Source organism: Alteromonas gilva (genome assembly GCF_028595265.1).
In the GTDB taxonomy this organism is placed as follows: Bacteria; Pseudomonadota; Gammaproteobacteria; order Enterobacterales; family Alteromonadaceae; genus Alteromonas; species Alteromonas gilva.
Genome location: NZ_JAQQXP010000002.1, coordinates 520449 through 547336, shown reverse-complemented (window position 1 = coordinate 547336; position 26888 = coordinate 520449). Strand labels below are relative to the sequence as shown.

The 26888-nt window shown below is 49.0% G+C and carries 26 protein-coding genes; 7 read left to right on the top strand and 19 right to left on the bottom strand.

Going from position 1 to position 26888, the window contains the following annotated elements; all coding sequences use genetic code 11:
• The first annotated feature begins 127 nt into the window (after positions 1-127).
• On the top strand, positions 128-1150 hold the full coding sequence (locus OIK42_RS16060; RefSeq protein WP_273642073.1) for a serine/threonine dehydratase: 1023 nt from the start codon (positions 128-130) through the stop codon (positions 1148-1150).
• Positions 1137-2816 (top strand): amidohydrolase, encoded by a 1680-nt coding sequence (locus tag OIK42_RS16055; RefSeq protein WP_273642072.1) that lies wholly within the window; start codon positions 1137-1139, stop codon positions 2814-2816. Before OIK42_RS16060 ends, OIK42_RS16055 begins: the two co-directional genes overlap by 14 nt.
• A 35-nt stretch (positions 2817-2851) precedes the next feature.
• On the opposite strand, the gene OIK42_RS16050 is transcribed toward OIK42_RS16055, so the two are convergent.
• On the bottom strand, positions 2852-2998 hold the full coding sequence (locus OIK42_RS16050; protein WP_273642071.1) for a hypothetical protein: 147 nt from the start codon (positions 2996-2998) through the stop codon (positions 2852-2854).
• Between OIK42_RS16050 and ppnP the strand changes: the two genes are divergently transcribed.
• Positions 2992-3276, top strand: a complete 285-nt coding sequence (gene ppnP, locus OIK42_RS16045) for a pyrimidine/purine nucleoside phosphorylase (RefSeq protein ID WP_273642070.1) — start codon at positions 2992-2994, stop codon at positions 3274-3276. The two genes, OIK42_RS16050 and ppnP, sit on opposite strands and share 7 nt — an antisense overlap.
• A gap of 62 nt (positions 3277-3338) precedes the next feature.
• Here the strand turns inward: ppnP and OIK42_RS16040 are convergent, their stop codons facing one another.
• The 4 genes from OIK42_RS16040 to OIK42_RS16025 all read right to left on the bottom strand — a co-directional run bounded on the left by OIK42_RS16040 (position 3339) and on the right by OIK42_RS16025 (position 6625).
• On the bottom strand, positions 3339-4193 hold the full coding sequence (locus OIK42_RS16040; protein WP_273642069.1) for an MBL fold metallo-hydrolase: 855 nt from the start codon (positions 4191-4193) through the stop codon (positions 3339-3341).
• A gap of 101 nt (positions 4194-4294) precedes the next feature.
• The gene (locus OIK42_RS16035; protein WP_273642068.1) at positions 4295-4522 is read right to left on the bottom strand and encodes a DUF1653 domain-containing protein; all 228 of its coding nucleotides are present in this window, start codon (positions 4520-4522) and stop codon (positions 4295-4297) included.
• Positions 4523-4678: 156 nt separating this feature from the next.
• Positions 4679-5761, bottom strand: a complete 1083-nt coding sequence (gene dinB / locus OIK42_RS16030) for a DNA polymerase IV (protein WP_273642067.1) — start codon at positions 5759-5761, stop codon at positions 4679-4681.
• 216 nt (positions 5762-5977) lie between these two features.
• A complete protein-coding gene (locus OIK42_RS16025) occupies positions 5978-6625 on the bottom strand; it encodes a hypothetical protein (protein ID WP_273642066.1) in 648 nt (215 codons plus the stop codon).
• Positions 6626-6925: 300 nt separating this feature from the next.
• Here OIK42_RS16025 and OIK42_RS16020 point away from each other — a divergent pair, with 300 nt between their 5' ends.
• Positions 6926-9175, top strand: coding sequence for a hybrid sensor histidine kinase/response regulator (locus OIK42_RS16020; protein ID WP_273642065.1), 2250 nt, complete (start codon positions 6926-6928; stop codon positions 9173-9175).
• Positions 9176-9271: 96 nt separating this feature from the next.
• On the opposite strand, the gene nqrM is transcribed toward OIK42_RS16020, so the two are convergent.
• From nqrM to OIK42_RS15980, 8 genes are all read right to left on the bottom strand, one after another.
• Positions 9272-9505: a (Na+)-NQR maturation NqrM gene (nqrM, locus tag OIK42_RS16015; RefSeq protein ID WP_273642064.1), complete on the bottom strand. Its 234-nt coding sequence runs from the start codon at positions 9503-9505 to the stop codon at positions 9272-9274.
• A gap of 27 nt (positions 9506-9532) precedes the next feature.
• A complete protein-coding gene (locus OIK42_RS16010; RefSeq protein WP_374211875.1) occupies positions 9533-10546 on the bottom strand; it encodes an FAD:protein FMN transferase in 1014 nt (337 codons plus the stop codon).
• A 105-nt stretch (positions 10547-10651) separates the two neighbouring features.
• The gene (gene nqrF / locus OIK42_RS16005; RefSeq protein WP_273642063.1) at positions 10652-11884 is read right to left on the bottom strand and encodes an NADH:ubiquinone reductase (Na(+)-transporting) subunit F; all 1233 of its coding nucleotides are present in this window, start codon (positions 11882-11884) and stop codon (positions 10652-10654) included.
• Positions 11885-11906: 22 nt separating this feature from the next.
• On the bottom strand, positions 11907-12515 hold the full coding sequence (gene nqrE, locus OIK42_RS16000) for an NADH:ubiquinone reductase (Na(+)-transporting) subunit E (RefSeq protein ID WP_273642062.1): 609 nt from the start codon (positions 12513-12515) through the stop codon (positions 11907-11909).
• 6 nt (positions 12516-12521) lie between these two features.
• Positions 12522-13154: an NADH:ubiquinone reductase (Na(+)-transporting) subunit D gene (locus OIK42_RS15995; protein ID WP_273642061.1), complete on the bottom strand. Its 633-nt coding sequence runs from the start codon at positions 13152-13154 to the stop codon at positions 12522-12524.
• Positions 13155-13166: 12 nt separating this feature from the next.
• The gene (locus tag OIK42_RS15990; protein WP_273642060.1) at positions 13167-13925 is read right to left on the bottom strand and encodes a Na(+)-translocating NADH-quinone reductase subunit C; all 759 of its coding nucleotides are present in this window, start codon (positions 13923-13925) and stop codon (positions 13167-13169) included.
• Positions 13915-15117 (bottom strand): NADH:ubiquinone reductase (Na(+)-transporting) subunit B, encoded by a 1203-nt coding sequence (locus OIK42_RS15985; RefSeq protein WP_273642059.1) that lies wholly within the window; start codon positions 15115-15117, stop codon positions 13915-13917. The genes OIK42_RS15990 and OIK42_RS15985 overlap by 11 nt, the downstream gene beginning before the upstream one ends.
• Positions 15118-15120: 3 nt before the next feature.
• Complete coding sequence (locus OIK42_RS15980) at positions 15121-16464, bottom strand: Na(+)-translocating NADH-quinone reductase subunit A (RefSeq protein ID WP_273642058.1); 1344 nt, start codon at positions 16462-16464, stop codon at positions 15121-15123.
• Between the two features lie 119 nt (positions 16465-16583).
• Here OIK42_RS15980 and OIK42_RS15975 point away from each other — a divergent pair, with 119 nt between their 5' ends.
• Positions 16584-16781, top strand: coding sequence for a hypothetical protein (locus tag OIK42_RS15975; RefSeq protein ID WP_273642057.1), 198 nt, complete (start codon positions 16584-16586; stop codon positions 16779-16781).
• Positions 16782-17027: 246 nt separating this feature from the next.
• On the opposite strand, the gene fabV is transcribed toward OIK42_RS15975, so the two are convergent.
• The 5 genes from fabV to bamJ all read right to left on the bottom strand — a co-directional run bounded on the left by fabV (position 17028) and on the right by bamJ (position 22070).
• On the bottom strand, positions 17028-18206 hold the full coding sequence (gene fabV, locus OIK42_RS15970) for an enoyl-ACP reductase FabV (RefSeq protein ID WP_273642056.1): 1179 nt from the start codon (positions 18204-18206) through the stop codon (positions 17028-17030).
• 69 nt (positions 18207-18275) lie between these two features.
• Positions 18276-19367 (bottom strand): TRAP transporter substrate-binding protein, encoded by a 1092-nt coding sequence (locus tag OIK42_RS15965; RefSeq protein ID WP_273642145.1) that lies wholly within the window; start codon positions 19365-19367, stop codon positions 18276-18278.
• 11 nt (positions 19368-19378) lie between these two features.
• On the bottom strand, positions 19379-20746 hold the full coding sequence (locus OIK42_RS15960; protein ID WP_273642054.1) for a TRAP transporter large permease: 1368 nt from the start codon (positions 20744-20746) through the stop codon (positions 19379-19381).
• 2 nt (positions 20747-20748) lie between these two features.
• Positions 20749-21288, bottom strand: a complete 540-nt coding sequence (locus OIK42_RS15955) for a TRAP transporter small permease subunit (RefSeq protein WP_273642053.1) — start codon at positions 21286-21288, stop codon at positions 20749-20751.
• Between the two features lie 134 nt (positions 21289-21422).
• Entirely contained in the window at positions 21423-22070 is a 648-nt protein-coding gene (gene bamJ / locus OIK42_RS15950; protein WP_374211874.1) for a BamJ family beta-barrel-assembly machinery protein, read from the bottom strand.
• A gap of 217 nt (positions 22071-22287) precedes the next feature.
• Here bamJ and ppc point away from each other — a divergent pair, with 217 nt between their 5' ends.
• Entirely contained in the window at positions 22288-24909 is a 2622-nt protein-coding gene (gene ppc, locus OIK42_RS15945; RefSeq protein ID WP_273642051.1) for a phosphoenolpyruvate carboxylase, read from the top strand.
• A gap of 169 nt (positions 24910-25078) precedes the next feature.
• On the opposite strand, the gene mdh is transcribed toward ppc, so the two are convergent.
• Positions 25079-26017, bottom strand: a complete 939-nt coding sequence (mdh, locus tag OIK42_RS15940; protein ID WP_273642049.1) for a malate dehydrogenase — start codon at positions 26015-26017, stop codon at positions 25079-25081.
• A 337-nt stretch (positions 26018-26354) separates the two neighbouring features.
• Between mdh and argR the strand changes: the two genes are divergently transcribed.
• Complete coding sequence (gene argR / locus OIK42_RS15935; RefSeq protein ID WP_273642047.1) at positions 26355-26819, top strand: transcriptional regulator ArgR; 465 nt, start codon at positions 26355-26357, stop codon at positions 26817-26819.
• The last annotated feature ends 69 nt before the right edge of the window (positions 26820-26888 follow it).

The window sequence follows — 26888 nt, the reverse complement described above, 5'->3', positions numbered from 1 at the left end:
ACCACTGAGTAGCTATGGCAATTTAAAAGGTTTATTTCCACTATCCGCCGCATTTGCCATTTTCACCCCGGTGCAAAGTGGTAAGCTATTAATTGCCAGCCCAGTTTTTTACTAAAAAGGATCCTGCATGGATAGCCCCTCATTGCCGGTCAATTTTGACGACGTATACCAGGCCTCACAGCGACTCAAGGGTAAAGTAACGCGCACACCACTTTTACAGTCAGCGCGGCTTAATCAATGGCTGGGACAACGTATTTTATTTAAAGCAGAGTGCTTTCAAACAACCGGTGCTTTTAAACTGCGTGGCGCAACCAACTTTATTACCAGCCTGCTGGAAACGGGTAATATTCCTCGCCATATTGTTGCCAACAGTTCAGGTAACCATGCCCAGGCCGTGGCATTTGCCGCCGCGCAAGCCAATATTCCGGTGACGGTATTTTCTACCGAGTCGATTTCTGCCGTAAAGGCTGCGGCGACCAAAGATTATGGCGCCGAATTGCGGCTGTTTGCCACTCGCCCGGAAGCGGATGAAGCGGTAAAATTTGCCGCAGCACAGGACGGTGTAGTGTGGATACCGCCGTTTAATCACCCTCTTATTGTTGCCGGCCAGGGCACCGCAGCCCTTGAAGCTCTGCAGGATAGTAACCAGGTAGACGCCGTATTTGCCCCTTGTGGCGGCGGCGGCTTGCTCAGCGGTACACTATTAGCGACCCGCGAGTTGGCGCCCGAGGCAAAGGTTATAGGGGCCGAGCCTTTGGTCGCCAATGATGCCGCCCGCTCATTGCAATCGGGCGTCATTGAATCCCTGGATGGGCCGGTGAGTACGCTGGCAGACGGTGCGGCAACGCCCGCTGTAGGGGATATCACCTTTCCTCTGCTCCAGCAGTTGGATGACTTTTACGAAGTGAATGAACAGCAAATTGCCTACTGGACCCAGTGGCTGCAACATTTGCTGAAAGTGCATGTTGAGCCCACCAGCGCCATGACCATGGCGGCTGTGGCAGCCTGGGCGGCGAATACCCCTGCCGGTCAAACGGCCATGGTCATGCTCTCCGGCGGCAATATCAGCCAGGCCAGCATGGCAAAAGTCTGGGCAACAGATTATTTATTACAACCACCAATAATTGGCGAATATTATGACTCTGAATAATACCTACAAAAAAATAACGTCTTTATTCTCAGCGCTTTTACTCACGCTGTCGGTACACAGTGTTACCAATGCGGCAACGCTATTCACCAACGTAAAAGGTTATACCCTCGATAATCAGGGCCAGTTGTTAACCTTCCATTCCTTGCTCATCGATAACGGCAAAGTAGTGAGTTTGGATCCTGACACGGTACCCGGCAATGTCGACCGGATTGATGGCCATAACAAGGTATTACTCCCCGGCCTTATCGACGCCCATGGCCATCTGCTGGGGCTCGGCGGCAACCTGCTTGAAGTTGACTTACGCGCCTCATCCACTATGCAGGAGGCTGCGCAGTGGGTTGCGCAGTATGCCATGGGTCACGCCGATCAGGAGTGGATTAAAGGGCGCGGCTGGAACCAGGAGTTATGGAGCGATCGCTCCTTCCCCAGCGCTGCGGTGCTTGATGAGGTTATCAGCAACAAACCCGTGTGGCTGACCCGGGTCGACGGCCATGCTGCCTGGGTGAATAGCAAAGCGCTTGATATGGCAGGCATAACGGCCGACACACCAGACCCAACCGGTGGCCAAATCATTCGCGACGCCGACGGCAATCCTACCGGGGTGTTGATTGACCGCGCCATGGATCTGGTTGGCGATATAATGCCAAAACAAAGCAGTAAACTCTATCAGGCTCAACTCAATGCTGCTGGTGAGCACTTACTATCCGTTGGTATAACTGCGATGCACGATGCTGGCATCGGTCACCATGTTTATGATTTTTACCTGGCTCGTGCTGCTGAACAACAATTACCAGTACGCATTTACGCCATGCTAAGCGCCACCGATCCCACGTTGCCTGAAATGCTCGACACCGGGATCATTCGCAGTAATGACGACTTTTTATATATTCGCAGCGTAAAAGCCTATGGTGATGGCGCGTTGGGCAGCCGCGGCGCAGCATTGCTTAAGCCTTACAGCGATGCGCCGCATCAGCATGGTTTATTGCTCACTCAACCGGAAGATTTCCCTGCCTTATTTCAACAGGTACTGGGCAACGGCTTTCAGCTGAACTTTCACGCTATTGGCGATCGCGCCAACCGGATGGTGCTTGACGAGTTTGAACGTACTTTCAGCACTGTGGGCGGCCAGTCCTTGCGCAACCGGGTCGAACACGCGCAGGTGATTGACGTCAATGATTTGTCTCGTTTTGCCGAGTTGGATGTATTACCATCGATGCAACCTACCCATGCTACCAGCGATAAAAATATGGCCGAGGATCGTATTGGCAAAGCCAGAATGGAAGGGGCTTATGCCTGGAAAACGTTAATTGACAGTGGTATTGCTCTACCTTTGGGCTCTGATTTTCCGGTGGAACTGGCAAACCCTTTTTACGGTTTACACGCCGCCGTGACACGCCAGGATCGCGACAATCAACCGGTTAAAGGCTGGTATCCTGAGCAAGCACTGAGCATTGAGCAAGCCTTTAAAGGCTTTACCCTGGATGCCGCCTATGCCGCGCATATGGAAGATTCCCTGGGTGGCCTCACGCCAGGCAAGTGGGCCGACTTCATTCTGGTCGATCAGGATATCTTCAGTGTACCTGCACAGGACATCTGGAAAACCCAGGTTATTCAGACCTGGCTGGCCGGTGAAAAAGTCTTCGACGCCAACACCACAACAAAATAATCAACAAAGCAGTCTGTGGCCTTTGTGGCCACAGACTACTGCTCTGCCTGGTTGCAGGCGTGATTGAGGTTTTCCAGTACCGTTAAACCGTGTTGTTGATTGAGCGAAAAATGCACCAATTCCCTGGCCTGTTTAATGTATACTAGCGGCTGATTTTTAGCTAACAGGAAAAGAAATGTCATTAAGTGTAAATAGCTACTTCGACGACAAAGTAAAATCTATTGCCTTTGAATCGGCCAATGGCCCCGTCACTTCTGGTGTAATGTTACCTGGTGAGTATGTATTTGATACCACTAAAGATGAAGTGATGAAGGTAGTTGAAGGTGAGCTAATTGTTAAGCTGCCTGGTGCAGCTGAGTATGTCTCATTTAAAACCGGCACAGAATTTAACGTCGCGGCGAATCAGTCGTTCGATGTAAAAGTAACGTCTACCACTGCTTACCTGTGCTTTTATAGCTAATCGATCGGCTATACAGTTTATAAGCCAGCGAGGTGCATTGTGTCTCGCTGGCTTACGCCTTATCAGTACAAGGTTTTAATCCACCGCTCTTCGGTAATAAAGTTCCAGCTCCACTGCGCCCATTTCTCCGGCAAGCCTTGCTTAACAACATCATCAACCGACATGCCTGCGGCCTTTTGCGCATCGACAAATGCCTTAGTGGCTTTGATCATCGCTAAAAAGCTCTCGTAGTCTGCTTTCGTTGCCAGCGGGCCATGACCCGGAATGATCTGCGTGTCTGCATCTATTTTAGTTAACAGAGTTTCTACCGATTTGATATAGCCTTCAACACTGCCACCTGCACCCAAATCAATATATGGGAAGCGCTCGTTAAAAAACAGGTCGCCGCTATGCAATACATTGGCATTTTCAAACCATACTACGCTGTCACCATCGGTGTGCCCGCTGGGCAAATGAAATACATGCAGGGTTTCATTATTAAAATGGATTTTGATGCCCTGCTCATAGGTTACAACCGGCAATGCCGAGGGACTTACGTTGTCATCGCTGGCCAACCGCACACGCACATTTTCATGGGCGAAAATGGTTGCCCCTTTGTGCTCGTGGAAAAAGCCATTGCTGCCAGTGTGATCGCCGTGATAATGGGTATTGATGACATAGCTTGGCGCATCCGTGGCTAATTCGCCCAGCGCCGCACTGATTTTAGGTGCCAGTGGGGCAAATTGATCGTCAATGATTAACACGCCGTCTTCGCCGGCCGAAACACCTATATTGCCGCCGGCTCCCTGTAACATGTAGGCACTGCCTGATAATGACGTAACGCTGATTTCTACGTCTGCAAATTGATCCTGCGCCGCACTCACGCCACTGATAAGCATTAAACTCGCCGCTATTACGCTATAAAATTTTGATTTCATATGGTTGTCCTTTTTTGCACTAACCGTTACGTCGATGATTGCACTTTATAGCATACACAGGCCAAAATAGTTCACTGACGTTACTGCCTTAACCTAGCGGGCTAAACGGTTTGTGGGGTTTTATCACCTAAATAACGAAAGCGTGCGACGCTGCGGCCGTTCACTTTGACTTCTTCGGTGAACATACTGAGAGGCCTGACCCACAACGCCCTGTCTCCATAGAGAGGCCGGTATACCACCAGTGAGGTTTCATCCTCGGAGTGAGTAGCGACACCGATCACTTCGTAGTTATTGCCTTTATAATGTTGGTAAACCCCCGGGGTGAGCATTTTATATATCCTTATTCAACTGTTAGGTGATTATCGTAGCTTAAGTTCTTGTCGGACGCTATCTGATCGGTGCAGTCGTCTAATCGTTTTGCGGCTCGGTCGAAGACAGCAAAGAATGGCCTCAGGCACTGGCTGCAAGTGTCAGTGGCTGGCGCGTTAATTATGCATTACCAATGGCAAATCCAACTGACGGTGCTGTTCCTTATCGGCCAGGCCCACATGCACCCCAACCAGCCTCACACCACGGCCGTTTGCCCGTAAATAGGCTTCCTCTAACAAGGGTTTAAACGCACTGCGGTGAACGCTGGGATAGCGATGCTCAACGGTAGTCAGCTGAAAATCGCTGAACTTAAGCTTAACCCCTAAGGTGCGAATATTCGGTGGTCGGCCGCCATTATGCTTTTGCTGATGCGCGATTAAACGTTCGTTGAGCTTAACGTAGAGCATTTCGATGACATCATCGCAGTCTTCTACACTGTAAATGTCTGCACTCAGGGTACGCTCTACGCCAACTGATTTTCTGATGCGGTTGATTTGCACCGGCCGATCATCAATACCATGCGCCCGATCCCAGAGCACCTGGCCAAATTTCCCAAAGCGCTTTTGCAGCTCGGTTTGTGGATAGCGCCTGACATCATCACAGGTTTGCAAACCAAGCTGCTGCAATTTTTGTACGGTTACCGCGCCGACACCGGGAATTTTTTTAAGTGGCAGTTGACGCACAAATGCGTCCAGTTTGTCGGGGGTGATAACGCATAAACCGTTGGGTTTATTTTCGTCGCTGGCAACTTTTGCAACAAATTTACAGGGCGCCACACCTGCCGACGCCGTCAGGTTGAGTTCATTGGCTATACGAAAGCGTATTTCCTCGGCTATTCGCGTGGCGCTGCCCTGATACAAGGTCGACTCGGTAACGTCTAAAAACGCTTCATCCAGCGACAACGGTTCAATAAGATCGGTGTAATCAGCAAAGATAGCGCGTATTTTAGCGGATTCTTGCTGATACAACGCCATGCGGCCCTTCACTAATTTTAAATCCGGGCAGAGTTTTAGTGCATAAGCCGTGGCCATCGCCGAGCGCACACCAAACCGACGCGCCGCATAATTGCAGGTAGCAATAACACCGCGCCGGTCAGAGCTTCCGCCCACCGCAAGGGGAATATTTCGCCAGGCAGGATTATCACGCATCTCAACGGCGGCATAAAAGCAATCCATATCGACGTGAATTATTTTTCGCATAGCATGGTCGTCTGCGTGTAACAGGATGTAAGACTCCCACTATAATACTGTATATTAAAACAGTCATCCACTATTCACCTGATACCAGGGCAAGTTTACAACTGCCGGCGAATGCTTGCGTTCAGCACATGTTGCCGCCGCTCAATCATAAATTTCCTTATTCAAAAAAAAGACCTCACACTGAGGTCTTTTTGGTTTTAGCCTGCTGCAAGGACATTATCCGTCCAGCTTGGTCAGGGTATCAGCCACTAGCTCGTAGTCGTCCAGAAAACCTTCGTCCAGCGTACCGCTCACCTGGATACGGTCACCGGCAGCTATTTTTAACCAGCCTTCGTCATCGAGGGGGTCATAGCCCAGATCGGAGACATCCACTTCCAGTTCATCCCCGCCCATCATAATAGTGACGTTGTCGGTGAGATCGTTAGTATAAATAACATTACCGACAAGGGTCACGGTATCAAGCTCCATGGGAACATATGAGGTGGTATAGACCAGCGGGTAGTCCTCTTCATCCAGGGCACTTGAGAAAAACGTGGTGTTTAATCCTTTCACATAGATACCCGACGCTTCCAGCGTAGTGTCGGCGAACAGGTTTTTGTCGATACGACCGGTGACAGTCACGTCATCGCCCTTAAACAGCTTATAGGCGTCATTATCGTAGTCGCCATCATCTACCTCTACTAACAGCGAACCCTCGCCGTAATCCAGCATAAATGAATCCGGATTAACCGAAGTTACCTCGCCCGAGAACGTTGCCCATGCGCGATCTTTCATGTCACTGGGCTTATGGTTGTCCGCCATAGCGGTCGTTCCGAGCACTACTGAAGTTGCCGCGGCAATTAGTGATAATTTAAAAATATTCATATTATCCTCCTTCGTTGCACTTCAATAAGTTTGAAACAAACGGCATACCAATTTCTGACAACGTGAAAACAAGCACTTACACCATTAATGTGCAGGCACAGCATGTAAAATGTTCAGCTCATTTTTTAAACACTGAAAACTTTTCGCAGTTCAGGGGCCACTTATGTCGGCAGATATCAGGGAATATTCCTGTGAACGTGCGGCCATAGATGATTAACGCTATAGTAGTAAGTACCCAACCTGCTCGGTTTACTTTTACAAAGTGTGCCAGGTTATTCGATTGGAGCTTAGCTTAATAATATGGCGTTAAACATAAAGCGACTTCTTGTACCGGCATTCGTTGTGGCCGTGGTAGTGCCAGTGGCCGCGGTGTCGATGCTAAGCGTAGAGCAGGTAAAAAGTTATACTATAAACGGGTTATTCAATACGTTTCAGGGCGAAGTGTTGCAGATAGAAAATAACCTCTTGAGTCGTTTTTCTCAGGTTGAAAATGACCTGCTGTTATTACAGCAAGAACCCGTTATTAAACAATCCTTAGGTGCGCTTCCTCAATACGCCGATAAACCGGCAACCCAAATTTATGTGCCGGCCGACAACCCGGCCACGCAGCAGTTATATTCGCGTTTTAAGTTATTAAAAGATATCAAATCAGACTTAGCCTATGTTTATCTGGGCGACGAACAAGGCGGCTATATTCAATACCCGCCAGAACGGGTGCCAGCCGGATATGATCCCCGTAAACGTCCCTGGTACATTGCTGCCAGCCAGGCGTCCGGCAAAACTGTTCGTACCCGTGCCTACTACTGGCAGGTCGCCAATAAAGCGGTTATATCCACGGTTCGGCAGGTTTCTGGTGCTAACGGCTCTCGCCTCGGTGCTATTGGCCTGGATTTGGATCTTACTGCCCTGTCTGGCCTGTTGCGTGACCTTCAATGGGGTCAACAGGGTAACCTGTTGATTGTTGAAAGTAGTGGAAACTTGCTGGTTGACTTAAAGCATCCAGAAAATCGGTTTCACTCGGTCGCCGACACCTATCCATCGGCTTTACATGCCTATCTCGTGCAACCCCAGACAAGCTCGTTTGAGCAGCACAGTCAAATTCTGCAATTGGAGCAACAGTCATATATTCAGTATCGCTATTATTCGAGTGAGCTCAACTGGTTCTTTGTGGGTTTATTGCCGATGAGTGCCGTAGAAGAAGCGGCGGCTTCATTAACCACCTGGATTGGACTCATTGCTATCATTGCGTTAGCGGTATTTGTCAGCCTTGCGCTGTTTTTTTCTAACATTATCTCCAATTTTATCCAGCAAAAACAAACGGCACTAGAAGACGCTTCGCAATCTGCGATGCAGGCGTCAGAGGCAAAAAGTGAATTCCTGGCCAACATGAGCCACGAAATTCGCACGCCCATGAATGGCGTGATTGGTATGTTAAATTTATTGCGACAAACTCCCCTGAACAACAAACAGCAAAATTATGTCAATTCTGCCAGCACCAGTGCCGACAACCTATTGCATATTATCAATGAAATTCTCGACTTTTCGAAAATAGAAGCCGGTAAACTTGAGGTCGAAACTATACACTTTAACTTACCAGAACTATTAAATGAGGTTGTCACCTTATTTGAGCCTCTCGCCCAGGAAAAACAACTCACATTGTCAATGAATTACGAGCACCTGGTTCATGTTGATATTCAAAGTGACCCGTATCGGATTCGTCAGATATTATTAAATCTGGTGAGTAACGCCATTAAGTTTACCCGCCAGGGCCGTGTTGCCGTCGACGTCAAAAGCTATATTGATGAAGACGTTGTCTGGGTGCAGTTAACGGTCACAGACAGCGGTATTGGTATTGCCCACGATAAGCTTGAACAGCTCTTTTCACCGTTTACCCAAAGCGATTCATCAACCACCAGAGAATATGGCGGTACCGGTTTAGGGCTAGCCATCTCGCACCGTCTGTGTCTGTTGTTGGGCGGCAGCCTGACCGCTAACAGTGAACCCGGTAATGGCAGCGACTTTTGCGCCAGAATTCCGGTTACTGTGAGTACGGGGCAAGCGGCAGAGACGATTGACAACGCGGCCCGCAGCCCGTCGCGGGATACGATTGACTGGGACAGTCAGTCCCGGCTTAGTCATTTGGCAGGTCGCAGTGTGTTGTTAGTGGAAGACAACGACATTAATCAGGAAATCGTAAAAGCCATTCTAAATCAGCTTGGCATGCGCTTTTTAGTGGCCGAAAATGGTCAGCAAGCACTGGATATTATCGGCGGAGTTTCCTTTCAGTTTGATGCCATCCTGATGGATTGCCAAATGCCGGTAATGGGAGGTCTGGAAGCCACGCGTCGACTACGTAACGCCGAAGCGGGTGAGCGCAACAAGGATATCCCTGTGATCGCACTCACGGCCAACGCCATGCAGGGCGACAAAGAAAGCTGTTTGGCGGCCGGCATGAATGATTATGTGGCGAAACCGATTCGGTTCGAGCAGTTATTGGACGCCCTTACAGCGGTAATAGCCGTCCCGCCGAAGGCCGCTGATGATACCTGACCACCGACAACCGCCAGGCTGTTAGCCGTCGCCGTCAGGTGATAAGCACACAGAGCTTTGTGGCGTTTTGCCAGTCGCTCACGCCACGTATCGGATTTACAGAATGCGGTCTTTTTCCCACTCTTTCAGCTTGTCCTGTCGGACCTGCTCTCTTTCCATGCGCGCTTTCTTGCGATCGCAAGGTTCGGGGCAGTCACAGGCTTTGGCGATGCCCAGTGCACCTAAGCCGCCACAGCTTCCGGAAATGCTCTTACGCTGAAACATATAGCCTACAGCCATGGCCGCAACCATCACTAAGAAAAAGACAAAGGCTAAAATAAAGGTACTCATTATTTACTCGCTTACAGAGCTTCTGCCCTAGTACACAGTAACCAGCTCGTCGAAAGCCGGACTGCTATATTCTTCAAATGTGTCATCTACCCTGCGGATAATAAACACGGCGATGTCATGTTCTTCTGCCAGCGCGATTGCTGAGTCCCAGCCCATTACATTAAAGGCGGTAGCCAGTCCGTCAGCCGACATAGAGGATGACGCCACTACAGTAACTGATACGGTATTGTGCTGTATTGGTTTACCGGTAGTCGGGTCGATCAGGTGAGAGTACCTGATACCGTCCTGCTCGTAATAGTTCCGATAGTCGCCGGAAGTTGCAATGGCATTGTCTCCAATAGACACGACTTTTTGTACGGCTCTTTCATCGGAAACCGGTTTTTCGATGGCAATTAACCACGGCGAACCGTCGGCTTTGTTGCCTTTAACGCGCATTTCACCACCAATTTCTACCAGGTAATCGGTAATGCCCTGCTGCTCCAGTAGGTCAGCCACGACATCCACACCATACCCTTTGGCAATGGTAGATAAATCCACGTACAGCTGCGGGTGCTTTTTGATCAGCGTATTACCACGCACTTCCAGTTTATCCAGCCCGACATACTGACGCACCGCGGTGATGTCCTCGTCACTGGGAATCGTCTCGGGTCGCATGGTTGGACCAAAGCCCCACAAATTCACCAGCGGACCCACTGTAACGTCCAGTACGCCATCACTGAGTTCGCCTAAGCGCATTGCTTCGTGTATCACCAGCATCGTTTCTGCGGATAGCTCAAAAGGCGTGCTGTAACGGTACTGGTTAAAGCGCGACAATTCAGACGTAGGATCGTAAGTGGACATCAGCGCATTCACACGCACCAAACGTTGGTCGATGGCCGCTTTCAACGCGCCGCTATCAACGTCGCTAAGCGCCGGGTACTTTACATTATAGGATGTACCCATGGTTTGACCGACAAGATGTTCAACATTCACCTGTGGTGCTTTAGTACATGCCACAAAAAACACTACCGACACCAGCAGTAAATACTTAATACGTGTCACTCAACTCCCCTTACAGCGCCATATTTTACAAACGGCGTAATTATACAGGTTAAATAAAAAAGGGGCTATGCAGCCCCTTTTTTTATTCGTTAGTCATGGTTGGCCTTAGCCACCGAAGTCATCCAACATAATGTTTTCGTCTTCGACACCAAGATCTTTCAGCATGTTAATAACCGCTGCGTTCATCATTGGTGGTCCACACATGTAGAATTCACAGTCTTCTGGTGCAGGGTGATCTTTGAGGTAGTTTTCCAGCAGTACGTTGTGGATAAACCCGGTATCACCCGTCCAGTTGTCTTCTGGCTGTGGATCAGACAGCGCAACATGCCAGGTAAAGTTGTCGTTTTCTTCCTGTAGCATATCGAAATCTTCAACATAGAACATTTCACGCAGAGATCGAGCACCATACCAGAAGGTCATTTTACGGTCTGTTTTGATGCGGCGAAGCTGGTCAAAAATGTGTGAACGCATGGGCGCCATACCTGCACCACCACCCACAAATACCATTTCAGCGTCGGTATCTTTGGCGAAGAATTCACCAAATGGTCCTGATATCGTCGCTTTGTCACCTTCTTTAAGGCTCCAGATGTACGACGACATTTTACCCGCTGGCAGGCTCAGGTTGTTCGGCGGCGGCGTAGCGATACGCACGTTCAGCATAATAATGCCTTCTTCTTCCGGGTAGTTTGCCATTGAGTAAGCACGGATAGTTTCTTCGTCAACTTTTGACTCAATGTCAAAGAAACCAAAACGTTCCCAGTCACCACGGAATTTTTCTGGTACATCAAAGTCTTTGTACTTAACGTGGTGCGGTGGCGCTTCGATCTGAATATAGCCCCCGGCACGGAAAGGTACGCTTTCACCGTTAGGAATTTTAAGCTTAAGCTCTTTAATGAAGGTGGCTTTGTTATCGTTAGAAATAACTTCACAATCCCACTTCTTGATGCCGAAGATTTCTTCTTCAAGCTCAATTTTCATGTCTTGCTTAACCGATACCTGACACGACAGGCGACAGCCTTCACGCGCTTCACGCTTGGTGATGTGATCAAGCTCAGTAGGCAGAATTTCACCGCCACCTTCTTTAACATCAACGCGGCACTGACCACATGAGCCACCACCACCGCACGCCGATGATACAAAGATACCCGCTTCGGCCAGTGCACCTAACAGCTTGCCACCCGGTGCGGTTTTTATGGCTTTATCAGGATCGTCGTTAATACTGATAGTCACGTCGCCAGACGGCACCAGCTTTGATTTGGCAAACATGATAATGAATACCAACGCCAGTACGATGACGATAAACATGCCCACGCCAAGAAATATTTCGATTTGATTCATAGTTTCTGCTCCCTAGCGTTAATTACAGCTGTACACCAGTGAAGGACTGGAAACCCAGTGCCATCAGACCAGCAATCATGAATACAGAGCCTAAGCCTCGGATACCGTCCGGCATGTCAGCATATTTCAGCTTTTCACGTACCGCAGCCAGTAACACAATCGCTAACGCCCAGCCCATCCCACTACCTACACCGTAAACAACGCTTTCAGTAAAGTTGTATTCGCGCTGAACCGCAAACGCAACACCACCGAAGATTGCACAGTTAACGGTAATCAGCGGCAGGAAGATACCCAGCGCGTTGTAAAGAGCAGGGAAAAACTTATCCAGACTCATCTCCAGGATCTGTACCAATGCAGCTATTACGCCGATAAAGGTCAGGAAGTTCAAAAAGCTCAGGTCAGCATCGGGGAAGCCTGCCCATGCCAGCGCGCCAGGCGCCAGGATGTTGACGTAAATAACCTGGTTAACCGGTACAGAAATACCCAGTACCACAATTACCGCGACGCCCAGTCCCATTGCTGTTTTTACTTTCTTTGACACCGCCAAAAAGGTACACATACCTAAAAACAGTGACAAAGCCATGTTCTCTACAAAAATTGAGCGAACAAATAATGATAAATAATGTTCCACGACGTCTTACTCCTTTGATTCAACTTGTTCTGGTCGAATAGTACGAATGAACCATACCAAACCACCAATTAAGAAGAACGAGCTGAACGGTAGAATCAGCAGACCATTCGCCTGATACCAGCCACCGTTTTGTACCAGCGGCAGGATTTCAAAGCCAAGCAGCGTACCGAAACCCAATAGTTCTTTGATAATACCAACCACAATCAATACGAATGAATAGCCTAAACCGTTACCGATGCCGTCTAAAAAGCTCATCAACGGTGGACTCTTCATTGCATAGGCCTCAGCGCGGCCCATTACAATACAGTTAGTAATAATCAAACCAACGAATACCGACAGTTGTTTTGAAACCTCATAGGAGTAAGCCTTGAGGATTTGGTCAACCACGATTACCAGTGAAGCGATGATGGTCATCTGTATGATGATCCGCACGCTGCTGGGGATCTGGTTACGAATTAACGAGATAAATAAATTTGAAAACGCAACTACGCTGGTTAATGCCAAAGACATTACCAATGCCGTTTCAAGTTTGGTCGTAATCGCCAGCGCAGAACAAATACCAAGAATTTGCAGTGCGATTGGGTTACTGTCCAAAATCGGTCCAAACAGGACCTTTTTCATTTCTTTTGTGTCAGCCATGATAATAACCCCTTACGAACGCCAGGCTTGCTTTTTAAGGAACGGACCAAAGCCGTTTTCGCCAGCCCAATACTGAATAGTGTTGTTCACACCGTTACTGGTTAGCGTAGCACCGGAGAGTGCATCGACTGCATACGGGTTATCTTCGCCAGCCGCTTTTTTAACTTCCAGCGCAACATCACCGTTTTTATACAGCTCTTTTCCGTCCCACTTTGCTTGCCACTGTGGGTTTTGTACCTCACCGCCAAGTCCTGGTGTTTCTTTTTGCTGATAGTAAATAAGCTCACGCACTGTTTTGCCGTCTGCATCGAGTGCTAAAAAGCCGTACATCAGATCCCACAGACCGCTGCCGTGAACAGGCAGTATTACGCGCGTTACATCACCCGCTTCGTTACGTACCATGTAAACTGAAGCCACTTCTGCACGACGCTGAAAACCAACGTTGCTGTTTTCTACCTTAATGCTCATGTCAGGTTTCTTCGCGGCTTTGTACATGTCGTAATCTTCCGACGGAGCCTCGACAAACTCACCTGAACTCAGGTCTACATAACGCTGTTCAACGAACTCATTGTACGTGCCCAGAATGTCGCCTTGCGCCTGCTCTAGCAGGCCTGCGGCGTGTAAAATGTTAGACATTTTATCTTTCATGGCGTTGGTTTGCTGAATATCACGCAAACCTACCGCTGCGCCCGATACGATAATCGAGCAAACTAAACACACTGCCAGCACAACGCCAACGGTTTTTCCTAATGATTCTTTATTAGCCGACACGAGCTATCCTCCGCTTGATATTGCTTTGAGCGACAAAGTAGTCGAAGAGTGGCGCCCACAGGTTGGCAAATAAAATTGCCAGCATTACACCCTCTGGGAACGCGGGGTTAAGTACGCGAATGAGTACTGTCATAAAGCCAATAAAGAACCCGTATGCCCACTTACCCTGGTTGGTGAAAGATGCCGAGACCGGATCGGTAGCCATAAAGAACATACCAAACGCTAATCCGCCAACCACAAAGTGCCAGTGCGCAGGCATAGCAAACATCGCATTGGTGTCGCTGCCAATCAGGTTAAGCAGGGTTGCAAAGAACGCCACACCTAATGCAACACCGGCAACGATACGCCAGCTCGCAATACGCATGTACATGATAAACAATCCGCCAATCATAATTGCCAGCGTCGAGACTTCACCGGCAGAACCAGGAATGAAGCCCATGAAGGCGTCCATCCACGCCGAGGTATCAGCGTAGTTCAAGTTGCCCATTGCGCCGTCGCTCAGCGAGGTTGCGCCAGAATAGCCGTCCGCAGCCACCCAAACACGGTCACCAGAAATTTGTGCAGGATACGCAAAGTATAGGAACGCACGACCCGACAATGCAGGGTTAAGGAAGTTACGGCCAGTGCCACCAAAGATTTCTTTGGCGATAACCACACCGAATGTAATACCCAGAGCCACTTGCCAAAGCGGAATAGTAGCTGGCAGTGTTAAGGCAAATAATACCGAGGTAACAAAGAAACCTTCGTTCACTTCGTGCTTGCGGATCGATGCAAACAGCACTTCCCAGAAACCACCAACCGCAAAGGTAACGGCATAAATAGGCAGCCAGAAACAGGCACCATAGAACATTAATCCTAATGTACCGGCGTTAGTCAGGTCGCCGCCCAGAGCGGTATACAAACCGGCCTGCCACATGTCAGGTAACGTACCCGCACCCGCTGCAATGGCTTCCTGAGCCTGAAAACCAATATTGTACATACCGAAGAACATACAAGGGAACGTTGCCATCCACACCATGATCATGATGCGTTTGAGGTCGATACTGTCACGTACGTGAGTACCTGCCTTGTTTACTTTACCAGGCGTGTAGAAAATCGTTGCGGCAGCTTCATACAGCGCATACCACTTTTCATACTTACCACCGGGTTCGAAATTTGGTTCGATCTTTTCTAAATACGCTTTTAAACCCATGACTTAACCCTCTTTCTCAATGGTCGTCAAACAATCGCGCAGAATCGAGCCGTAAGTGTATTTGCCCGGGCACACGTAGGTACACAGAGCTAAATCTTCTTCGTCCAATTCCAAACAACCTAATGTTTGAGCACTGTCTGTATCACCAGAGATTAGATCTCGTAATAATAGCGTTGGCAGGATATCCAACGGCATAACGCGCTCGTAGTTACCAATAGGCACCATGGAACGCTCTGAACCGTTGGTGGAGGTTGTCATATCAAACTGCTTACTGCTGCCACTAAAGTGACCTGTATAGGCACGTGTTACAGAGTGCATATCAGCGCCAGGCGCTAACCAGCCGAATAACTTTTTCTCATGACCTTCAAGCAGCAATGACACCTGCAAATGAAAACGTCCGAGGAATCCGTGTACGCCCTGCGCCGTTGTACCATTGAGTACCGAGCCAGACACCACACGTACTTCACCGTCTTTTTTCTCGTCGGCCGTCAGCTCTGTCAGATCAGCGCCTACCACAGTACGCACTAAGCGTGGATTTTTGGCAGCTGGACCACCAATAGCCACAACCCGGGTATTATCAAGCTGGCCAGCAGTTAACGTAGCACCAATGGCGATAACATCCTGATAGTTTACCGTCCATGCTATTTTCTTGGCACCAACCGGGTCGATGTAATGTACATGTGTACCAACCAGACCTGCAGGGTGAGGGCCGTCAAATTCAACAACCTCGGCACTGCTGTCGCCCGCTGAAATAGCACTACCGGCTTTTTTAGTCAGATAAACCTTGCCGCCTGACAGCACACTCAGTGCTTTCAGACCATTGGCCAGGTCATCCTGACGTTCGGCAATCACAACAGCCGGATCAGCCGCCAACGGGTTAGTATCCATGGCATTGACAAAAATAGCATTAGGCGTTGAACCCAGTGCAGGTGATTTACTGAACGGGCGTGTACGAAGTGTCGTCCACAGTCCGGTATCAACCAGCAGCTGTTCAATTTTGTCACGCTCAGTGGTGGTAATTTTATCTGCAGCAATAGCATCGAAGGTTTCCGCTTCGTCACCGTCCTGCTTTACCACTACGGATTGTAAAACACGTTTAGCACCACGGTTTACTTCTACCACTTCACCTGCAATCGGAGCCGTGAATTTAACGCCAGGATTTTTCTTATCTTCAAAAATCAACTGACCTTTCTTCACCCTGTCTCCAACCTGCACGTGCATGGTAGGACGCATACCCACATATTCTTCTCCCAGTATGGCAGCTCGTGACACTGACAGTCCGTCCTGGATCTGCTGCGTCGGAGCTCCCGATATAGGGAGGTCGAGACCTTTTTTGATTTTTATCATACGTAATCGCACTACTCTAATAGAAATACTCTTTTGAATAGGAAATGTCTTAGATTTCTGTACATTACCTAAGGCACTATTCAAAAATATACTTACCTTGGCCATCGCAACGATGCTTTATGCAAACCGTAACAAAGCAACAAAGCGTTGGTATTACTTTGCAAAAATTCGCGATCCTGCCGGAAAATCCTGCTGAGTTGTTATTATTGTTGTTAGATTATGTCGCTGTTAACGCACAGTTTTGCGTAGAAAGGCGCTTGCTTTTGCCGCCTGTTAACACGACGCAAGGGAGGAACGCAAACATGCCCCTCACTTAATTTCGGAATTTTAGCATCAACATAGCAACTTACGCTATGCCGATTACAGAATATCGGTAATTTTTATCCCAATTATCTGTACAACTAACCTACCAGATTAGTCGGAATAACCACCAAACGCCAATAAGCACCGTTAATCGAGCCCTGTTTCGTTATGCGTGGCGAGCTAACGTCCGGCAAAAATAATTTGAACATTAACAAAACAAAGCCGTCTTAACGACGGCTTTAGTCAACATTTGAATGGTATTACCAACTTACCAAAGGATCAACTTCTGCATCGTAATCGATACCCTTCACATCAAAGCCAAACAACTTCAGAAACTCATGATGGTATCCGGCGTAATCGCTAAGGTCATGGAAATTATCCTGGGTAACCTGATCCCACAGCGCTTTGATCTTAGCCTGAGTAGCATCGTTGGTTTCTTTGCCGTCCATACGAAAACGGTTTTGCTCATCAAGGGTTGCGATGTCGCCGTATAGACATTCACGGTATAAACCGGCTATTTGCTCAATACAGCCCTCATGGGTGCCTTCTTCCTTCATTACTTTATATATTAGCGAGATATAAAGCGGCATCACGGGTATGGCAGAGCTTGCCTGGGTCACCAGCGCTTTCAGCGATGACACATGGGCATCCACGTTCAAATTGTTAAGGTCGGTATTAATAGCGGTTGCGGCCCGATCGAGATCTTCCTTCGCTTTACCAATGGTTGCCTGACCATAAATCGGCCAGGTCAGCTCTTTACCAATATAGGTATAGGCGGTGGTTTTGCAGCCTTCGGCTAACACCCCGGCCTCGGCCAGTGCATTAAGCCATAACTCCCAGTCTTCGCCGCCCATCACTTTAACCGTATTGGCAATTTCTTCTTCGCTTGCCGGTTCCAGTGATACGTCATGGATTTTATCTTTGTCGGTATCATAGGTCTTGGTGGTATACGCCTGCCCGACTGGTTTCAGCGTCGACTTAAATACCTCTCCGGTAGCCGGATCGGTTCGTCGTGGTGAAGCCAGACTGTAAATCACTAAGTCTACCTGGCCCAAATCAGCTTTAATTTTATCGATTACCTGCGCTTTGATTTCGTTAGAAAACGCATCGCCATTGATGGTCTCGGCATACAAATCGGCCGCTTTGGCTTTTTGATGAAATGCCGCCGTATTGTACCAGCCGGCAGTAGCGGTCTTGCGCTCTGTGGGTGGTTTTTCAAAACACACGCCAAGGGTATCAGCACCATAACCAAAGGCTGATGTAATTCGTGACGCGAGGCCATAACCGGTAGAGCTACCGATTACCAAGACCTTTTTAGGGCCTTCGCCCAGATCGCCAAGCCCTTGAATATATTCAATTTGTTCTGCAACTACTGCAGCGCATCCAACAGGATGCGCATTTGTGCAAATGAAGCCACGTATTTTGGGCTTAATAACCATAGTTAAACTGTCCTTTCTAATTTGAGCGCGTATTGTAATAAACCAGCCAGTGATAACAACTCTGAGCAGCTAGCGGTTGTTGTAGTAAGCCTGCTCAGATAACGCATGATACTTTTTGACGCCGGCATAAAATGCCAGATAAGACGCGTAGATTTGTTTAAAATCCTCGTCACTGGCGGCTTGTTCTGCCATAACCTTCTCAGACGCCTGTCGCAACGCAGCCAACACGTCATCGGGTAAACTGCGTACCGTCACATTATGTTCGTTGATCAGACTTTCCATTGCGGCATTGTTGCGCGCCGTGTATTCATCGAGCATATCCTGATTCGCCGCACGCATGGCAACTTTTACCATGGCCTGTAAATCCGCGGGTAAGTTTTGCAGCGCCTCCTGATTAACTAAGAACTCTAACTGCGTGCCCGGCTCATGCCAACCACTATGATAGTAATAATCAGCGGCTCGGTACAAACCAAAAGCTAAATCGTTGTAGGGCCCTACCCATTCGGTCGCGTCAATAGCGCCGGTTTGAAGGGAGGTAAAAATCTCGCCGCCTGTTAATGTTACAGGGATACCGCCTACCGCTTTGAGCACTTCACCACCCAGCCCCGGTATACGCATTTTAAGGCCCTGGAAGTCTTCCAGGCTGTTGATTTCTTTTTTAAACCAACCGGCCATTTGTACCCCTGTATTGCCACCGGCAAAAGGCACCACGCCAAAGGGCGCATAGAGTTCCTGCCATAATTTAAGGCCACCACCGTAGTGAAGCCAGCCATTCATTTCCTGGGCATTCATGCCAAAAGGAATAGCTGAAAAAATCGGCGCTGCCGGCATTTTTCCTTTCCAGTAATAGGCGCCTGAATGGCCCATCTGAGCCGTGCCCTGCGCCACGGCATCAAACACTTCAAAACCAGGCACCAGCTCACCGGCACCATAGACGGTCACGATTAACCGGCCGCCCGACATTTCATTGATCATGTTGGCGAAGGTCTCCGGGGCCTGACCGAGACCGGGAAAGTTCTTCGGCCACGAGGTCACCAGTTTCCATTTATACGTTTGCTGAGGCGCATTAGCACCTTGCTCGGCTGGCGGCGCTGACTCGCCACAACCACCCATAGCAACCGCTATCCAGAGGCTCAACACTACCTTTAGTAATGTTTTCATCATTTTATTCCTTAGCTGTAGAGTTTGTCGGGTAACCAGGTAACCAGTTCGGGCCACAGGGCTAAACCAATTAATAGCACAATCTGCATGATGATAAAGGGGACTACACCTTTATATATGTCACTGGTAAGCACATTCTTAGGCGCAACACCACGCAGGTAGAACAATGCAAAACCAAAGGGCGGTGTTAAAAACGAGGTTTGCAGGTTAAGGGCAAGCATGATCCCCAGCCACACCGGATCAATACCCATCATTAACAATACCGGTGCCACAATAGGCACGACAACAAAGGTGATCTCAATAAAATCGAGAATAAAGCCCAGCGCAAACACAACCAACATTACGACGATCATTGCCCCTAACACACCACCAGGTAAGCCACTTAAGAAGTCATGGATGAGAGTTTCGCCGCCAAAACCTCTGAACACCAGTGAAAACACCGACGCGCCAATCAGAATCATAAATACCATTGCGGTGGTGCGGGTCGTATCCAGCATGACATCTTTCAGCATCTTGTTACTGAACCGGCCTCGCAGCAGTGCCAGTAACAAAGCCCCTGTAGCGCCCACGCCGGCAGCCTCTGTGGGCGTGGCATAACCTGCCAGAATCGAGCCTAATACCACAACAATCAGTAACAGAGGCGGTAATAGTGCTGCCCAAATGGATACCTGAGCAGTCATTCCCGGTTCTGTAGCATCGGTTTCGCTGGTCGCGATGTCGCGACGGCTCATTACCATGACATAGAGCAGATACATCATTACCAGCAGCAAACCGGGGATCAGGGCTCCGACAAACAAATCCCCCACTGACACTGATTCCGGCGCAAAAATACCCATGGATATTTGCGCTTTTTGATAGGCGCTGGATAACACATCCCCCAGCAGGATCAGGGCGATGGAGGGCGGAATAATTTGCCCCAGCGTACCAGTGGCGCATATCGTGCCGCTGGCAAATGACGCCGAATAGCCACGTTTAAGCATCGACGGCAAAGACAGCAATCCCATAGTCACCACCGTTGCCCCAACAATCCCCGTACTCGCTGCCAGTAACATTCCAACCAGCACCACGGATACCGCCATTCCGCTTGAATAGCGATGCATCAGGCTGGCCATGGCAACCAGTAAGTCCTCGGCAACCCGGGACTTTTCTAATACCACTCCCATAAAAATAAACACCGGTACAGCAATCAGCGTTTGGTTACTGACAATACCAAACAGGCGGTTGGGCATGGCGCTCAGATAAGACACGTCAAACGCGCCGATAACTGACCCAAGGCCGGCAAAAATCAGCGATACGCCGGCCAGCGTAAGGGCCACCGGATAGCCCCATAACAGCGCCCCGCAAACACACAAAAATAATAATAACGAAAGCCATTCCATTGCTATTGACCTGCCTTAGATTCTTGCCATCGCTGAAAATTTTTGATGGCTTCGCTGATACCTTGCAAGCCTAATAGCACGATCCCCAGCGGAATCACCGACTTGAGTATAAATACCAGCGGTAAACCGCCTGGCTCTTTCGAGGTTTCCAGCAGCTTCCAGGACTCAACAGCATAGGGGACCGAGTAATATAGCAGAAACGCACATACCGGCAGCAGCAGAAACAGCGAGCCCAGTAAATTGACCAGCGCCTGCCTGCGCGCACTAAAACGACGATAAAACACATCAACCCGCACATGCTCGTCAATTTGCAGCGTATAGCCAAGGCCGAGTAAAAACGCGCAGGCGTGTAAATAGGTGACCGACTCTTGCAGCGCTATCCAACCCAGCTCAAATCCGTAGCGAAGCACCACGTTGAGCAGCATTAACAGCACCATGACCAGCGTCAGGTAGCTCCCCCACCGACACAAGGTGCGGGTTGTAACGTCTAACCCTGCCGTTATACGGCTTAAGCGGTTAGATGCAGAAGATGGCGAATGCATGAAAACGATGTCTAATGATAACAGATTGTTAATAATACCAAAGAGTAAAGGTATTTACGTGATTTGCCAATGTTTTACAGGCACAAAAAAGCCCGCAATTGCGGGCTTTGATATGGTTAACGCGTATGGGCTGACTAAGCCACTACGTCGAGTAACTCGATATCGAAAATCAGCGTGCTGTAGGGGGCAATTGCACCACCAGCGCCTTGCTCACCGTAGGCTAGATCGTGCGGGACGTACAAACGCCACTTCGCGCCAACCGGCATGATTTGCAACGCTTCAGTCCAGCCTTTAATAACGCCGCCTACCGGGAATTCTGCCGGCTGACCGCGCTCGTAAGAGCTGTCAAACACAGAACCGTCAATCAAGGTACCGTGGTAGTGTGCACGAATGGTGCTGTCGGCAGTAGGCACTTCGCCATCACCTGCGTTAATCACTTCGTATTGCAGGCCAGACTCGGTCACTGTTACTTCGTCACGTTTCGCATTGTCTGCCAGGAAACTCTCGCCTTCTGCAATAGCCGCTTCGTGCTGCTTGGCTTTAGCAGCTTGCATGCGCTGGTGAATTTCACCAAAAGCGGTACGCAGAGTATCGTTATCAACCTGCGGCGCTTCACCAGTAAACGCGTCTTTCAAACCTGTCAGAACCGAATCCAGATCAAGTCCGTCAAATGGGTTAGATTGCAATTGTTGACCCATTTGAAAACCAATTCCGTAACTCGCTTGGGTTTCTACTGTCTTAAATTGTGCTGACACAGTCTCTCCTGAAATAAAATTACACATTTTGCGCAACTTTTAACCAGAATATGTCTTATTCTGAAAAGTTTTAACACGCGTGGATTTTTTGCGGGCATAGTGTAACACAGCCAGATAATCCGTGCCCACGGTATGATTTTGCGTGTTTTATTCAGGCTGATATTGGCTGTGTGAACCAAATTGGCATTAGACAATTTCCCAAGGAAACAGTAATCTTCTTAACCACTGAACATTGGAGGACGCCATGCAATCACACTATGACGCACAGTTGAAAGACACTGTACGCTATCTGGGAAAAACGCTGGGACAAACAATTAAAGCCCAGCTCGGTAACGACTGGCTGGAAAAGATTGAAAAGGTTCGTATTGACGGCCGGTCTTCCTTTCAGGGCGATACTGATGCCAGTACCAATCTGAAAGAAACTTTCAAAAACATGTCAGACAGCGAACTCCTGGTAGTCGCCCGGGCTTTTGCTCAATTCCTCAACTTAGGCAATATCGCCGAACAGGAATATAACGCCGGATTAGACGTGGATGCTTCCATCGATTCACTGTTCTCTCATCTCGATAAAGCTCAACTGAGCGCCGAAGAAGTCGAAGAAGCGGTGGGTAAACTGGATATTGATCTGGTGTTGACCGCCCACCCAACTGAGGTATTCCGTCGCACGCTTATTCATAAGCACAAAGAGCTAGCCTATTGCCTGAAAAGCATTCATCATGAAGATCTTACCGACGCCGAACGTAATCGCTTGGAAACGCGTATTGCCGATCTGATTAGTCAGGCCTGGCATACCGAAGAGATCCGCTCGGTGCGCCCTACCCCGGTCGACGAAGCACGTTGGGGCTTTTCAGTTATCGAAAACTCGCTGTGGGACGCCGTACCCGACTTTTTACGTGACCTCGATGAGCGACTGAAAAACGACTACAACGTCGCGTTGCCTATTGACTCCGCCCCTATTCACTTTAGTTCATGGATGGGCGGTGACCGCGACGGCAACCCTTTTGTTACTGCTAAAGTGACCGAGCAGGTCCTGTTACTAGCCAGACGCCGCGCCGCCAAGTTGTTCACCATTGACCTCGACCGTTTGCAGGTTGAGCTGTCAATGAATGACTGTAATGACGAATTAAAAGAGATCGTTGGCGAACAATATGAGCCGTACCGTGCGCTTTTGCGTCCACTGGTAAAACGTTGCGCCGATACGCGCGACGGTATTGCTGACTTTTTCAATGGCCGTCCTAACGATCCAAGTTCATGGATTCAGGACAACGACGAAATTCTCGAACCGTTGATGATTTGCTACCGCTCATTGTGCGACTCAGGCCTTGAAGTTACCGCCAACGGCTTACTGCTCGATACCATTCGACGTATGAAGTGCTTTGGTGTGCATTTACTACGACTTGACGTGCGCCAGGACTCACAACGACACACTGACGTGCTTAGCGAAGTCACCCGCTATCTTGGTCTGGGCGATTATGGGCACTGGAGTGAAGCTGACAAGCAGGCATTTTTATTGCGTGAGTTGAGCTCTAAACGGCCGCTTTTCCCACGTTGCTGGGAGCCGTCCGAGGAAGTACAGGAAGTCATTAATACCTGTAAGGTGATTGCGTCACACAGCCGCCATGGCTTTGGTATTTACACCATCTCCATGGCCAGCGAAGCGTCAGATGTCATGGCTGTACAGTTATTGCTCCAGGAAATGGGGGTCGACTGGCCAATGCCGGTAGCGCCGTTATTTGAGACCCTGGACGATCTGAATAACTCGCCGACTGTTATGCGCAAGTTGTTGAGCATCGATTGGTATCGTGGCTACATTCAGGGCACTCAGTTTGTCATGATTGGTTACTCCGATTCTGCCAAAGACGCCGGTGCAATCGCTGCAGGCTGGGCTCAGTATGAGTCACAGGAAGCGCTGGTTGCATTAGCAGAAGAATTCGACATCAAACTGACTCTGTTCCACGGTCGGGGCGGTACTATAGGCCGGGGAGGCTTACCCGCACACGCGGCAATTCACTCACAGCCTCCGGGGTCGTTAGATGGTGGTTTCCGTGTCACCGAACAAGGCGAAACAATTCGCTACAAGTTTGGTATGCCGTCACTGGCCAAGCGCAGCCTGGGTATCTACACCAGCGCCATCATTGAAGCGATGTTATTCCCGCCGCCGGCACCAAAAGACGAGTGGCGCGAGCTAATGACCGCGATGGCCGCGAAAGGTCGAGATTTTTATCGTGGCGTAGTGCGCACGGATCCCGAATTTGTGCCCTACTTCCGCGTGGCTACGCCTGAGCAGGAGTTAGGCAAGTTACCCTTAGGCAGCCGTCCGGCAAAACGCAAACCCACTGGCGGCATTGAGAGCTTGCGTGCCATCCCATGGATATTCGCCTGGGCGCAAACGCGTCTGGTGCTGCCGGCCTGGCTGGGAAGCATGAAAGCTATCGAAGCTGTCCGTCAGGAAGGCAACAGCGAAAAGCTCCAGGAAATGCGTGAAAACTGGCCGTTTTTCCAGTCGCGCTTATCAATGCTGGATATGGTGTTCCAAAAAGCCGATCCGCGTATCAGCGAAGAATACGATAACCGCCTGGTTCCCAAAGAGCTTAAGCATTTCGGTGAAGGCTTACGTAGCGAGCTCAAAGAAGCAATTAAACTGCAGCTGGATATTAATGGTCAGTCCGACATTATGGAGTCCGACCCACAAGGTAAAGAATCGATGAATATTCGTGCCCAGTACCTTGAGCCATTACACTTTTTGCAAATTGAACTGCTCTCGCGGTTACGTGAACTTGATGATGAAGAACACGATGCCACGCTGGATAAAGCCATGATGGTAGCCATTAGCGGTATCGCTATTGGTATGCGCAACACCGGTTAACTGTACAAAACAGCTAACCCTCCCTAAGCGCTGATAAAAGCCGCACGAGGATATCGTCATCGATATCTCAGTGCGGTTTTTTTATGTTCGTATAGCAGGTGGCAGAATAACAGACACAAAAAAGCCGGTTTAGAAACCGGCTTTTGTTTGCTGACAGACGTCGCGTAAATTAACCGTTAACGAAGTCAACGCCTAATTTAATATCACCACGCAGACCTTCCAGCATGTCTTCTTTAGCTTTCTGCTCAAACGCGCTCAGCTCGCCGTAAGGCAGAATCTCTTCAACGCCGTTTGCACCTAAACGTACAGGGTGAGAGAAAAACGCCGCGTCATCACTGTCATCAGTTTGCACATAAGTGTACTCAACAACATTATCACCTTGCATTGCAGCAACCAGAGACAAACAAAAACGTGCTGCCGCCTGACCCATAGACAATGTAGCAGAGCCACCGCCCGCTTTGGCTTCAACCACTTCGGTACCAGCATTCTGAATACGCGTTGTTAGTGAAGCAACTTCTTCGTCAGTAAAGTCTATACCTTCAACCTGAGACAGCAGTGGCAAAATCGTGGTACCAGAGTGACCACCAATAACCGGTACGTGAATATTAGCCGGATCCTGACCTTTCAGTTCAGCAACAAATGTCTCAGCACGGATAACATCCAGTGTGGTAACACCGAACAGTTTGTTCTTGTCGTAAACACCTTTGGCTTTCAACGTTTCTGCGGCGATTGCAACAGTGGTATTTACCGGGTTAGTGATAATACATGTGCACGCGGTTGGACAGTTGTCGGCAATACCTTCAACCAGTGCTTTAACGATACCAGCGTTAATATTAAACAGGTCAGAGCGATCCATGCCGGGCTTACGCGGCACACCCGCAGGAATCAATACTACGTCGCAACCAGTTAATGCGTCGGCCAGGTCGTCTTTACCATGACCTGTCACTTTGACTGCGGTTGGGATGTGGCTCAAATCTACAGCAACACCAGGCACTACTGGCGCAACATCATATAAAGCTAACTCAGAACCCGCTGGCAATTGCGTCTTTAACAACAGCGACAACGCCTGACCAATACCACCTGCAGCACCTAACACGGCTACTTTCATACCATTTCTCCTATGGAAAGAATCACGTTTAATAACGGCCCGACACACTAATAGATGTCAGCTGAAAACTCAATCATCTATTAGTCTTATGAAGCCCAAAGGGTGAAAATACACGTTATATTCAACATGAATGCATATTTATGCAGATAACTTGTAATTTCATGCAAAATAAAGCAATATATCTGGCTTTAAAACCGCTAAGGGCAGTCATGTATCCTGCCCCGAATGTTTCGCGATACAGAGTATACACCAAGGCAGCGGGCAAGCCGAGTCGATTCACGATGAAAACCGTGTATGCACAGGCAATTATCATTTAACCGGACAGCGTCGGATAACTATGGCAAACCAAAAACAAGAAGAGCTAATCAAAGCATTTAAAGATATTCTCAAGGCAGAAAGCTACGGTTCCCAGGGCGAAATTGTTGACGGTCTCAAGGAGCTCGGCTTCGACAATATCAGTCAGAGCAAGATATCCCGCATGCTGAGTAAATTCGGCGCGGTAAGAACGCGTAATGCGCGGGGAGATATGGTGTATTGCTTACCGCCTGAGCTGGGCATGCCCACGGCAAAAAGCCCGCTTAAACAACTGGTACTGGATATCGTTCACAATAACGTGATGGTGATCATTCGCACCAGTCCGGGGGCTGCACAGCTGATTGCACGCCTACTCGATTCACTAAGTAAAAAAGACGGTGTATTAGGCACTATTGCCGGTGATGACACAATTTTTATAGCCCCGGCGGATATCAGTAGAATTGAAGAAATACGTCAGCGCGTAGAAGATTTATTTGACAGTGTGTAAGAACACGCGTTACCAGGATGCGACATAGTTACTTTTGCCATGTCATCGCCATACAAAAAACCCCGCAAC

Bases quoted from the DNA above. Each gene is read 5' to 3' on its own strand.
- OIK42_RS16060 (WP_273642073.1), top strand. From the start codon at position 128: ATGGATAGCCCCTCATTGCCGGTCAATTTTGACGACGTATACCAGGCC.
- OIK42_RS16055 (WP_273642072.1), top strand. From the start codon at position 1,137: ATGACTCTGAATAATACCTACAAAAAAATAACGTCTTTATTCTCAGCG.
- ppnP (WP_273642070.1), top strand. From the start codon at position 2,992: ATGTCATTAAGTGTAAATAGCTACTTCGACGACAAAGTAAAATCTATT.
- OIK42_RS16050 (WP_273642071.1), bottom strand. From the start codon at position 2,998: ATGACATTTCTTTTCCTGTTAGCTAAAAATCAGCCGCTAGTATACATT.
- OIK42_RS16040 (WP_273642069.1), bottom strand. From the start codon at position 4,193: ATGAAATCAAAATTTTATAGCGTAATAGCGGCGAGTTTAATGCTTATC.
- OIK42_RS16035 (WP_273642068.1), bottom strand. From the start codon at position 4,522: ATGCTCACCCCGGGGGTTTACCAACATTATAAAGGCAATAACTACGAA.
- dinB (WP_273642067.1), bottom strand. From the start codon at position 5,761: ATGCGAAAAATAATTCACGTCGATATGGATTGCTTTTATGCCGCCGTT.
- OIK42_RS16025 (WP_273642066.1), bottom strand. From the start codon at position 6,625: ATGAATATTTTTAAATTATCACTAATTGCCGCGGCAACTTCAGTAGTG.
- OIK42_RS16020 (WP_273642065.1), top strand. From the start codon at position 6,926: ATGGCGTTAAACATAAAGCGACTTCTTGTACCGGCATTCGTTGTGGCC.
- nqrM (WP_273642064.1), bottom strand. From the start codon at position 9,505: ATGAGTACCTTTATTTTAGCCTTTGTCTTTTTCTTAGTGATGGTTGCG.
- nqrF (WP_273642063.1), bottom strand. From the start codon at position 11,884: ATGAATCAAATCGAAATATTTCTTGGCGTGGGCATGTTTATCGTCATC.
- OIK42_RS15995 (WP_273642061.1), bottom strand. From the start codon at position 13,154: ATGGCTGACACAAAAGAAATGAAAAAGGTCCTGTTTGGACCGATTTTG.
- OIK42_RS15985 (WP_273642059.1), bottom strand. From the start codon at position 15,117: ATGGGTTTAAAAGCGTATTTAGAAAAGATCGAACCAAATTTCGAACCC.
- OIK42_RS15980 (WP_273642058.1), bottom strand. From the start codon at position 16,464: ATGATAAAAATCAAAAAAGGTCTCGACCTCCCTATATCGGGAGCTCCG.
- OIK42_RS15975 (WP_273642057.1), top strand. From the start codon at position 16,584: ATGCAAACCGTAACAAAGCAACAAAGCGTTGGTATTACTTTGCAAAAA.
- fabV (WP_273642056.1), bottom strand. From the start codon at position 18,206: ATGGTTATTAAGCCCAAAATACGTGGCTTCATTTGCACAAATGCGCAT.
- OIK42_RS15965 (WP_273642145.1), bottom strand. From the start codon at position 19,367: ATGAAAACATTACTAAAGGTAGTGTTGAGCCTCTGGATAGCGGTTGCT.
- OIK42_RS15960 (WP_273642054.1), bottom strand. From the start codon at position 20,746: ATGGAATGGCTTTCGTTATTATTATTTTTGTGTGTTTGCGGGGCGCTG.
- OIK42_RS15955 (WP_273642053.1), bottom strand. From the start codon at position 21,288: ATGCATTCGCCATCTTCTGCATCTAACCGCTTAAGCCGTATAACGGCA.
- bamJ (WP_374211874.1), bottom strand. From the start codon at position 22,070: ATGTGTAATTTTATTTCAGGAGAGACTGTGTCAGCACAATTTAAGACA.
- ppc (WP_273642051.1), top strand. From the start codon at position 22,288: ATGCAATCACACTATGACGCACAGTTGAAAGACACTGTACGCTATCTG.
- mdh (WP_273642049.1), bottom strand. From the start codon at position 26,017: ATGAAAGTAGCCGTGTTAGGTGCTGCAGGTGGTATTGGTCAGGCGTTG.
- argR (WP_273642047.1), top strand. From the start codon at position 26,355: ATGGCAAACCAAAAACAAGAAGAGCTAATCAAAGCATTTAAAGATATT.